The following is a 10,916-nucleotide window of genomic DNA, read 5'->3' as shown; positions in this document are numbered from 1 at the left end:
ATTTATAAGGTAGTTTAAATATTTGTTTTTTAAATAATTTAATTTTAAAATCATAAAAAAATTCATTTAAATGTGTAATTTTATATTTGTATGTCATAATAACCTTTAAAAATTTTTAATATTTTAGGATAAAAATGCAAATCAGTATAATTTCAACTGTGTGTTATAAAAATAAAAAACATTTCATATATAAAAGAGCATTAGAGTTAATTGAATATTTTAAAAATACAAACTATGAATTTATAATATCTGATGCTAGTAAAAATAAAATATTAAAATCTAACTACCCAAATATAAAAATTATACACACTAAATATCAAAATCCATTTTCTCCAGGAATCGCTAGAAACCAAGCAATAATACATTCTAGTAAAAAATATATATTATTTTACGATATTGATTTATTAAATGATGATAATTTTTTTATTAAATTATCAAATAAAGTAAATCAAGAATTAGAAACTAATATAAAAAAATTTATTTTAATTCCATTTGTATATCTAACCAAAACAGGAACACAAGAATTTGAAACAAACAAAAATTTATCTATATTAAAAAATAGCTATTTAGAAGGTTCTAGAAAACTTATAGAAAATATAGGTCTTAATGGGGTTATTATGATTATTAACAAGGAGTATTTAAAAAATATAGGCTTATTTGATATAAATTTTCAAGGCCATGGTGGCGAAGACCTAGAATTAGTTCATAGATTAATTGCAAACAACCCTATCGCAAAAAAACCAAATGATTATTATATTAATGAAACTTCAAATATAGTTGCAAACCTAAAAGGTTTTAGAAAGTATATGGCGTACTATACACTTCCATTATTTTTTGAAGATTTAATATTAATTCATAGATGGCATGATAGACCATTATTTAATAAATTTTATTTCAAAAAATCAACTAACCAAGACTTACTTATAAAAAAAATGAAAGAGTATGATTATAAAAATAATAATGTTTGGAAAGATGAAAGAGAATTACCAGAATTTATAACCTATTTAAAACAATTATGTAAAAAATATAACATTGAAAATAGCATAGGTTTATATTCTTATGATAAAAAATATAATAAATATAGCTTAAAATCTAAATTAAGAAAATTAATTACTAGACCAAAAGATTTTTTTAAAGATATTAAATTAAGGAAAACAAAATGAAACACATATTTAGAGAATACGATATTAGGGGGATTTTTGGGACTGAGATTAGTCCTAGTTTTACTAAGGCTTTAGGTTTTGTAATAGGTAAAATTATGCTTAGTAAAAATGCAAAAAGCGTAAGCGTAGGCTATGATGCAAGACTTAGTAATAAAGTCTTAAATAATGCTTTAATTTATGGGCTAAATCGTGCAGGAATTAAGGTTTATTCACTTGGACTTGTTCCTACTCCACTTGGGTATTTTAGCAATTACGCTTATGAAATTGATGCAAATATTATGATAACAGCATCACATAACCCTAAAGAATACAATGGCTTTAAAATCACTATAAATAAAGAAAGTTTTTTTGCAAAAGAGCTTAGTGATATTTATACTGAAGTTGCAAATCACATAAAAGATTTTGATAATAAGATTGAAAATGTCGAATATGAAGAATTAGATATTAAAACAAAATATATTGAGTTTTTACAAAAAGAATTTGCTCATCTTAAAAACGCCAATATAAATCTAGCAATTGATACGGCTAGTGGTGCAGCTTGTGAAGTTGTAGCAAACATTTTAGATATTTTAAATATTAAATACGCTCACTATTTTAGTGAATTTGATGGTGAATTTAAATCTCACGAGCCAGACCCAACAGAAGAAGAAAATCTATTTGCTATTAAAAATGAGCTTAATTTTAGCAATTTTTCTCATCATTGCCCTACTCCACTTTATAAAAATAACTATGTTAAAAATACTGCGACACTTGGCTTTGGTTTTGATGGAGATGCTGATAGAATTGTATGTGTTTTAAAAGATAAAATCATTAAAGGTGATGAGCTTTGCTATCTATTTGCAAATAATATTAAAAATCCTAAAATCCTTTGTGAAGTTAAATGCTCAAAAGTAATTTTTGATAAAATTAACGAGCTAGGAACTTGCTCAATGTGTAAAACAGGTCATTCAAATATCAAAAAAGCTATAAAAGAATTAAATGTAGATTTAGCAGCAGAACTTAGCGGACATGTATTTTTTAATGACAAATATTATGGATACGATGATGCGATTTATTCTATGCTAAGAATTATTGAGCTATATTTAAAAAATCCTAATTTTATTGATATTTTAAATAACTTACCTAAAGCATATTCAAGTAATGAAATAAAAATAAAAGTAAATGAAAATGATAAATTTAATATAATAAATACTTATAAAGAAAAAATAAAATCTCTTAATCTAAATGCTAAGCTAATTGAAATTGATGGAGTGAGATTAGAATTTGAAAATGGATTTTCACTACTTCGCGCAAGTAATACTAGCCCTTATTTAGTAGCTAGATTTGAAAGTATCAGCGAAGATAAGTTAAAAGAAATCAATGATTTTACCTTTAAACTTTTAGATGAAATAATTAAAAATTAATTAGTTAATAAGTTTAGGTTAATATAACTAAAAAATTTTAAAATACCCCCCCCCCACGCTCAATATTACATTGTGGGGGTAGTATTCTAAGTGAAAGAAAGTATGAATATAAATAGTTTAATAAGTAAATTTAATAATGAAAATATTTTATTTTTACAAGGACCTTTAGGGCCTTTTTTTAAGCGTTTTAGCAAATACCTTAATAAAAACAATAAAATATACAAAATTAATTTTACGGCGGGTGATTTTATATTTTATCCATCAAAATATAATTACAAAGGAAGTTTAAACAATCTTAAATCATACTTAGATAATTTTTATAAACTCAATAAAATCACTTGCATTATATTATTCGGCGATACTAGGCCAATTCATGAAATAGCAATTAATTTAGCTAAAAAATTAAATATAAAAATATATGTATTTGAAGAAGGATATTTAAGACCAAATTATATTACTTGCGAAATGACTGGCGTTAATGCAAACTCACTTATGAGTAAAAATAAAAATGATTATAAAAAACTAAATACTTATAAAGAAAACTCAAAACTATTTAAATCAAGTTTTAAAATAATGGCTTTTTATGCTTTAATGTATTATACATTTAGCATTATATTTCAAGTATTTTATAATAACAAAAACTATCATAGACCACTAAATATAATGGAGCTTTTTAGATGGTTTAGACATTTTTATAGAAAGGCTAAATATTCAATTTTAGAAAAAAATGTAGATAATTTAGCTAAAAAATATTCCAAAAAATATTTCTTAGCAGTTCTTCAAGTACATAACGATAGTCAAATAAAAAAGCATTTTAAAGACAAAGGTATGAAAAAATTCATAGTTAAAACCATAAAATCATTTGCTAAAAATAGAGCAAATAATAATGTTTTGATATTTAAACACCACCCATTAGATATTGCATATACTGATTATTCAAATATTATAAATGAACTTACCAAAAGACTTGGTATAAATGATAAGGTGTTTTATATTCATCGTGGAAATATCCCAAATCTTTTAAAAAATGCTAAAGGCTGTATATGTATAAATAGCACGGTGGGAATGCAAGCACTTTATCATAATTGCCCTACTATAGTATTGGGTAATGCAATTTATAATATAGATGGTTTAGTCTATAAAAATGACCTTGATAGCTTTTGGCAAAATGCTCATAATTTTGTAAGCGATTATGATTTATACTTGAAATTCCAAGGGTATTTATTAAAAAACAATCAATATAATGCAAATTTTTACTTAAATTTCAAAGAATTTGAAATAGGAAATTAAATGTGGCATATAATAAACGCGCTTATTTTAAGAGAGCTTAAAACTAGATTTGGTAAAAACCCAACTTTAGGTTATGTATGGGTTATACTTGAACCTATGATGCATGTTTTGTTTATGCTAGTAATTTTTACTTTAATTAGAAATAGATTATTACCACAAGTTCCTTTTAGCTTATTTTTAATAACAGGTATGGTTCCGTTTTTTATGTTTAGAAATATTGTTAATTTTATAATGAATGGAATTGAAGCTAATAAAAGTTTATTTACTTACAAGCCAGTTCGCCCTATTCATGTATTTTTAGCTAGAGCCTTACTAGAAGGTATTTTATATTTTGTTATTTTTTGTATTTTAATGATTACAACGGGATTTTTTATAAACTATAATATTATTCCATTTAATATTGTTTATAGTCTTTTAATGTTTATTTGGCTAGTTATTATTGCATTTGCTTTAGGACTTTTACTAGCTGTTGTTTTTTATGGTAGAGATGTTATAAAAAATATTATAGGTTATGCACTTACTATGATGTATTTTGGTTCTGCTATTATGTTTCCTTTATGGATAGTCCCAAATCAGATGATAGATATTCTAGCTTATAACCCAATCTTGCATATAATTGAACTTTTTAAAGAAAATTATTTTGAAACCTACCCTATAGTAACTCAAATTAATATTGAATATCCTTTAATTTGCACTTTAGTTTTATTATTTTTTAGTCTTGGCTTATATTATAAAAAAAGAGTGGAGCTTGGCACTGCATGATTAGACTTGAAAATATCACAAAATACTTTGTATTAAACAATAAAAAAAAGCATTATATTTTTAAGGATTTAAATTTTACTTTTCCTGATAATTGCTCAATCGGTCTAATGGGAAAAAATGGTGCAGGAAAATCTACAATGCTAAGAATTTTAGGCGGACTTGACATTCCTAATCGTGGTAAGGTAATAATTGATAAGAGTATTTCTTGGCCTGTTGGATTTGCAGGTGGATTTCAAGGAAGCTTGAGTGCTAGAGATAATATCAAATTCATAGCTAGAATCTACGGATATAGTGGAGAAGCTTTAAAAGAAAAAATAGAATATGTAAAAGAATTTGCTGAACTTGGAGATTATTTTGATGAGCCTATTAGAAGCTATTCATCAGGTATGAGAAGTAGAATTTCATTTGGTCTTAGTATGGCTTTTGATTTTGATTATTATCTAATAGATGAAGCAGGAGCAGTTGGTGATCCATCTTTTAGAGAAAAAAGTAGAAAAGTATATGAAGAAAAATTATCAAAATCAAAGGTAATTATGGTTTCACACGATATTAACGAAATAAAAACTTGGTGTGATAAAATAGTTTTTTTAGACAATGGAATAGCCACAATCTATGATGATATAGATGAAGGAATTAATAAATATAAAGAAAGTTGCTAATGAAAAAAAAGATTATAAAATTTATAACAAGCTTTAAAATTATCATAGTTTTAAGCTTAATTTCACTGATTTATTTTGCTTTTATAGCAAGTTCAAGATATGAAAGTACAGCAATAATTGGAGTAAAATCTACAAGCACTACCACTGATACATCTAGCCTAATACCAATAATAGGACTTACAAGTTCATCTAAAGAAGATTTAATGTATCTTAAAGAATATATAAACTCATACGATATGCTAGCAATTTTGCAAAAAGATATAAATATCAAGGCTATGTATGAAGGAAAAATTGATTATGAATTATTTTTGAAAAATCTTGATGTAAAAGAAGATTTTTTAAAATATTATCAAAGTAGAATAAAGGTAGTTTATGATGATATTACCGGACTTTTAAGTATTAAAATTAACGCATTTTCTCCAGAGGATTCTAAAAAAATAGCCGATACGATACTTAAGGAAAGTGAAAATTTCATAAACGAAATATCACATAAAATCGCAAGAGAACAAATGAGTTTTGCAAAAGAAGAATTAGAAAAAGCTAGTTTAGAGCTAAGTAAAGCCCAAGATGAAATAAATAAATTTCAAAATACAAATTCCATGCTAGACCCTGTAAGTCAAGCAAAAACCCAATCAGCTATAAAAACACAAATAGAAGAAAAAATAATAGCAAAAGAAGTAGAACTTGCCACATTAAATAGTTACTTAAACTCAAATACTCCACAAGTAAAAGCATTAAAATCAGAATTAGACGCACTAAAATCTCAATTAAAAAAAGAAGCTAATAAATTAACTTCAAAAGATAAAAATGATAAATTAAATTATTTAGCAATTGATTTTAGCAATCTTAGTTTTAAATTAAAATTCGCTGAAGATGCTTATAAATTAGCTCTAGCATCTTATGAAAAATCAAGACTAGAAGCTAATAAAAAGTTAAAACAAGTTATTATAATTTCTTCGCCGGTTTTATCAGAAATTGCAATATATCCAAATGTAATTTATGATGTATTCTCAGTATTTTTTATATTAACATTAGTTTTTGGAATTATTAAATTTACATATTCAATAATAGAGGAGCATAGATATTAATGAAAAAAATATTTTATATATTAGTATTTTCAATATTAGCATTTGCAGTTGATGTAGCAAATATAGCAGTAAATAATACTCAAGAAGAAATATCGCAACAAGTGAATAATAAAACATTTGGAGCACACCTATTCTCAGGTAATTTTAAGCAATTTAGCAAACATATTTATAATCCAGATTATAAAATCGCAATAGGAGATATAATAAATATTAAGCTTTGGGGTGCAGTAGAATTACAACAAAAATCAAGCGTTGATTCTCAAGGAAATATATTTATTCCACAAGTTGGAGTTATTCATTTGTTAGGAGTTAGCAATAAAGATTTAGTAAATATTATTCAAAATAAAGTAAGAAATACCTATAAATCAAATGTATATTCATACGCAGATATGGATACTTACCAAAATATTTCAGTATTTGTTACGGGAAATGTAAATAAACCAGGACTTTATGAAGGGCTTAGCTCGGATTCTTTAATTCAATACATTGATAAAGCAGGTGGAATAAATCTTGAATATGGAAGCTTTAGAAATATTCAAATTCTAAGAAACAACCAACTAATTAAACAAATAGACTTGTATGATTTTTTATTAAATGGCAAATTAGATTATTCTATGTTTAAAAATGGCGATGTAATTTTAGTAAAACAAATCAATGGCTATGCAAGTGCTAGTGGTGATGTATTAAAGCCTTATAGATTTGAATTAGGAGAGAATTTAAAAACATTAAATGATTTAGCTATTTTATCTAATGCAAAACCAACTGCAACAAATGCAATCATAAAAAGTTATGATGAAAATAACAAACTCCGTATAAATGCTTATAAAAAAAGTGAATTTGAAAATGTATATATTAATAATGCCGATGAAGTGGAATTTAGACCAGATTACACAGCAGATAAAATAAACATAAAAATTGAAGGCGAACACAATAGCTTACATTCATTAGTTTTAGATAAAGGAACTACATTGCAAGAAGCTCTTAGTTTATTAAATATGAATGATTTATCTAATAAACAAGCAGTGCAAGTGTATAGAAAAAGCGTAGCAGCTCTTCAAAAAAAATTAATTGAAGCCCAGCTAAAAGAGTTAGAAACCTTAGCGCTAACCACAACTTCAGCTACTTCAGAAGAAGCAAAAATTAGAGATAATTGGGGAACTAATATTTTAAAGTTTATTGAAAGAGCTAGAGCAATTGAGCCTAAAGGGCAAATCGTAATTGATGATGAAAAATTATATTCTTCAATTGTTCTTGAAAATGATGATGTTATTAATATACCTAGCAAAAATAATTTAGTTGTAATTCAAGGAGAAGTTGCTCTTCCTGGTGCATTTATTCATCAAGATAAATTAAAAATAAAAGATTATATTAAAATGGCTGGGGATTTAAATACTAGAGCTGATAAAAAAAGAATTTTATTAATACACGCTAATGGAAAAGCAGATAAAATAAGCTTAGGAACTTTTAGCAGTGATAAAAATGCTAAAGTTTATGAAGGAGATTCAGTATTAGTATTACCTAAAATTGAAACTTACAACCTTCAAGTAACCGGTGTAATAACTCAGATTTTATACCAAATTGCAGTAGCAACTAAAGTAATTTTAGATATTTAATTTTATGAAAGGAAACACTATGAAAAAATTATTTTTAATTATAGGAGCACCTGGTAGTGGTAAAACTACTGATGCTAGCATAATTGCTAAAAACGAAAACTACACACACTATTCAACAGGCGATTTATTAAGAGCTGAAGTTGCAAGTGGAAGCGAATTAGGAAAACAAATAAACGAGCTTATTTCAAAAGGAAATCTAGTGCCTTTACAAATAGTTGTAAATACAATTATGAGCGCACTTAAAAAAGCTCCAAGTGATGTTATATTAATAGATGGTTACCCAAGAAGCGTTGAACAAATGCACGCACTTGATAGCGAATTAGCTAAATCAAACGAAGTAAATCTTAGTGCTGTTATTGAAGTATTTGTAAGCGAACAAGTAGCAAAAGATAGAGTTTTAGGTCGTGCTAGGGGTGCTGATGATAATGAAGAAGTATTTAATAATCGTATGAAAGTATATACCGAGCCTTTAGCTGATATTTTAAATTTTTATAAAGCAAAAAATCTACATATACAAATCAACGGCGAACGCACAATTGAAGAAATTGTTGCAAATATGAGTGAAGAAATTAAGAAAAAAATCTAATCAAGGAGAAAAAAAATGGATATTACAAAAATTAAAAGTGGAAATGCAGAGAAATTAAATGCAGTTATAGAAATTCCTTATGGCTCAAATATTAAATATGAGCTAGATAAAGATAGTGGGGCAATCATGGTTGATAGAGTTATGTATTCGGCTATGTTTTACCCAGCAAATTATGGTTTCGTGCCAAATACACTTGCAGCTGATGGTGATCCTGTTGATGTGCTTGTATTAAATGAGTACCCAGTTCAAGCAGGTGCTGTTATTCCTTGCCGTTTAATCGGTGTTTTAATTATGGAAGATGAAAGCGGTATGGATGAAAAATTACTTGCAGTTCCTGTTAGCAAGATTGATCCAAGCTATGATAATATCAAATCTTTAGAAGACCTAGCACCACACAAACTTGCAAAAATCAAAAACTTTTTTGAAACATACAAAGCATTAGAAAAAGGTAAATGGGTAAAAGTTCAAGATTTTAAAGGCATAGCTGAAGCTACAAAAATACTTGAAGAATCAATCAAAAACTATAAATAATATTAGCAGTCTTTAAAGACTGCTTTTAGATTAATTTTATCAAATGTTCTTATTTCTTATAAAAATTACAAGTCATAATAATCTAATTTAAAATATACAAAATCTCATTAATAATGCATAAGCAAAAATATTATTATGCTAATTTTGTAAGTTAATACTGATTTTGTTGCTAGTATTATTTATAAATGCGTATATTTTAAATCATTTAGTATCTTATTAATTTCTTTATAAAATTATTCATTTTAATTTTAATACTCATTAAAAATCATATAATTTAACTATATTTTAAGTTATAATTAAAGGTGTTTTTAGAATTTGATTTGTTTTAGAAATTAACTTAAAACTGCGTTGTATTAGAATTTCAAGGAATTTTATAAAGTATATTTTTTTAACTTTATTTTAACACTTGCTAAAACCTTAAACCATATTCAAAATCACAAAAATACTCATTTATAGGATTTATGTTATATATTTTGTAAAGTTTCATAAAAAATATATATGTTATAAGTGCATGGTTTTATATATTAATTTTCAAGCTTTAAAACTCTATTATACAAAGCTTTAAGTGATTTTTACAATCAAATATTTTAAAAATTTTGCTATATATAACATATACCCACTACAAATATACTTATAACAACCAATAAAAATATAAAATAATTGAGCTTGAATACTTAAAAAATAATAATTAAATTAAAATTCTAATAATTTTGAAGATTATAAAAAGATAAAAGCTTGAGCTAGTTGTTACTAGCTCAAGTTATGTGTTAAGAGTGGTGGTTTATATTATTAAATTCATCTAAATGTGTTAAGTCTTTAGAAGCTGCATCAAATGCAACTGAACCTAGTTTTAGATTAATATAACCTTCTTGAACTTGTGCTGGTTGAGCTATAGTTTCATTAAAGATATCTTTTTGAGTATCTAAAATATCCCCAACATTTACCTTAGTTTCATCTTTAGCTTCAACTTTTTCTTCTTTAATAGTTGGAATACTAATTCCAGCATCATCTCCTAAAATTGCACTTGGGTTAAGGTTAATAAAGTTACCAGCGTTAATTTCAAAAGTATGACTAATTGCTGGTTCGCCAACTGGTTTGCACGCTACACAATCAAATACTTCATAATGATATGAGTTGCCTTTTTCACCTGTTAAGCCGATTTCAAATTTACCGCTATCCCAAATTGTAATATTTGTCCAGCTTTCAACCTTACCTGTAGCATCATTAACTAGATTTACTATTAATTCTGAACCTGGTTTTGCAGTTCCTGTAATAACTGGGCTTACGCTATCAGTTACATAACCATTAATTTTTTCAATAGCACTATTGCTATTTGCTTGATAGTAAATACCTTCATTGATTGTAATATGATTATTACTTACAACAACTTCACTTGGAACAACCACATCTACATTAGCATTGTTATCGTTAGCTACTTCATCTTTAGCTGTATTTAGGTCTATTGTAAATGCAAATTCTTTAACAAGTCCTGTTTTTAAGCTTGATAAATATACTTTATATGTTCCAACTTCCCAACCACTACCATCTACTCTGTTTGTTAAATCAGGAGTATATGTAAATGTTCCATCTGGTGCAGCTTGGAATTCTTTCATAATTAATTCATCTTGTCCTGTTGCATTATTAGCTTTTACAAATCCTAATACTATTGTATCATTAGCAACTGATTTACCAACAAATGTTGGAGTAGTATCAAATGTTCTACCACCATTTGGAATTTCAGTTAAGTTGTTGAAATATCCACCTTCATCACCTTGTAATACTTTAAAGTTAAATACATTGTTATCTTGGCTATTGCTATCC

General features: G+C 26.2%; 10 protein-coding genes. 9 read left to right on the top strand and 1 reads right to left on the bottom strand.

From position 1 onward, the window contains the following. Positions 1-134 precede the first annotated feature (134 nt). From AVBRAN9333_RS09170 to ppa, 9 genes are all read left to right on the top strand, one after another. Positions 135-1,163, top strand: a complete 1,029-nt coding sequence (locus AVBRAN9333_RS09170) for a glycosyltransferase (protein ID WP_239802666.1) — start codon at positions 135-137, stop codon at positions 1,161-1,163. Beyond that, a complete protein-coding gene (locus AVBRAN9333_RS09165; protein WP_336609881.1) occupies positions 1,160-2,566 on the top strand; it encodes a phosphomannomutase/phosphoglucomutase in 1,407 nt (468 codons plus the stop codon). Before AVBRAN9333_RS09170 ends, AVBRAN9333_RS09165 begins: the two co-directional genes overlap by 4 nt. Before the next feature lie 90 nt (positions 2,567-2,656). Then, positions 2,657-3,856 carry a capsular biosynthesis protein gene (locus AVBRAN9333_RS09160; RefSeq protein WP_239802668.1) on the top strand — a complete coding sequence of 400 codons (1,200 nt, stop codon included), beginning with the start codon at positions 2,657-2,659 and terminating at the stop codon, positions 3,854-3,856. Further along, complete coding sequence (kpsM, locus tag AVBRAN9333_RS09155) at positions 3,857-4,618, top strand: capsule polysaccharide transporter KpsM (RefSeq protein ID WP_239802669.1); 762 nt, start codon at positions 3,857-3,859, stop codon at positions 4,616-4,618. Then, a complete protein-coding gene (locus tag AVBRAN9333_RS09150; protein ID WP_336609069.1) occupies positions 4,615-5,277 on the top strand; it encodes an ABC transporter ATP-binding protein in 663 nt (220 codons plus the stop codon). Before kpsM ends, AVBRAN9333_RS09150 begins: the two co-directional genes overlap by 4 nt. Beyond that, positions 5,277-6,365 (top strand): capsule biosynthesis protein, encoded by a 1,089-nt coding sequence (locus AVBRAN9333_RS09145; RefSeq protein WP_214118964.1) that lies wholly within the window; start codon positions 5,277-5,279, stop codon positions 6,363-6,365. The genes AVBRAN9333_RS09150 and AVBRAN9333_RS09145 overlap by 1 nt, the downstream gene beginning before the upstream one ends. Beyond that, positions 6,365-7,978: a polysaccharide biosynthesis/export family protein gene (locus AVBRAN9333_RS09140; RefSeq protein ID WP_214120547.1), complete on the top strand. Its 1,614-nt coding sequence runs from the start codon at positions 6,365-6,367 to the stop codon at positions 7,976-7,978. Before AVBRAN9333_RS09145 ends, AVBRAN9333_RS09140 begins: the two co-directional genes overlap by 1 nt. Positions 7,979-7,997: 19 nt before the next feature. Further along, a complete protein-coding gene (locus tag AVBRAN9333_RS09135) occupies positions 7,998-8,564 on the top strand; it encodes an adenylate kinase (protein WP_214120548.1) in 567 nt (188 codons plus the stop codon). A gap of 15 nt (positions 8,565-8,579) precedes the next feature. Continuing rightward, positions 8,580-9,095, top strand: coding sequence for an inorganic diphosphatase (gene ppa, locus AVBRAN9333_RS09130; RefSeq protein WP_214118956.1), 516 nt, complete (start codon positions 8,580-8,582; stop codon positions 9,093-9,095). A gap of 767 nt (positions 9,096-9,862) precedes the next feature. Here ppa and AVBRAN9333_RS09125 read toward each other — a convergent pair. After that, the coding region (locus AVBRAN9333_RS09125) for a hypothetical protein (protein ID WP_336609880.1) at positions 9,863-10,916 on the bottom strand (1,054 nt) is incomplete at its 5' end.

It is taken from the genome of Campylobacter sp. RM9333 (genome assembly GCF_020137705.1).
Lineage (GTDB): Bacteria > Campylobacterota > Campylobacteria > Campylobacterales > Campylobacteraceae > Campylobacter_E.
The sequence above is the reverse complement of the archived record's forward strand: the minus strand, read 5'-3'. Positions and strand labels throughout refer to the sequence as shown.

Coding starts and splice junctions, on each gene's coding strand:
- AVBRAN9333_RS09170 (WP_239802666.1), top strand. CDS start 135: ATGCAAATCAGTATAATTTCAACTGTGTGTTATAAAAATAAAAAACAT.
- AVBRAN9333_RS09165 (WP_336609881.1), top strand. CDS start 1,160: ATGAAACACATATTTAGAGAATACGATATTAGGGGGATTTTTGGGACT.
- kpsM (WP_239802669.1), top strand. CDS start 3,857: ATGTGGCATATAATAAACGCGCTTATTTTAAGAGAGCTTAAAACTAGA.
- AVBRAN9333_RS09150 (WP_336609069.1), top strand. CDS start 4,615: ATGATTAGACTTGAAAATATCACAAAATACTTTGTATTAAACAATAAA.
- AVBRAN9333_RS09145 (WP_214118964.1), top strand. CDS start 5,277: ATGAAAAAAAAGATTATAAAATTTATAACAAGCTTTAAAATTATCATA.
- AVBRAN9333_RS09140 (WP_214120547.1), top strand. CDS start 6,365: ATGAAAAAAATATTTTATATATTAGTATTTTCAATATTAGCATTTGCA.
- AVBRAN9333_RS09135 (WP_214120548.1), top strand. CDS start 7,998: ATGAAAAAATTATTTTTAATTATAGGAGCACCTGGTAGTGGTAAAACT.
- ppa (WP_214118956.1), top strand. CDS start 8,580: ATGGATATTACAAAAATTAAAAGTGGAAATGCAGAGAAATTAAATGCA.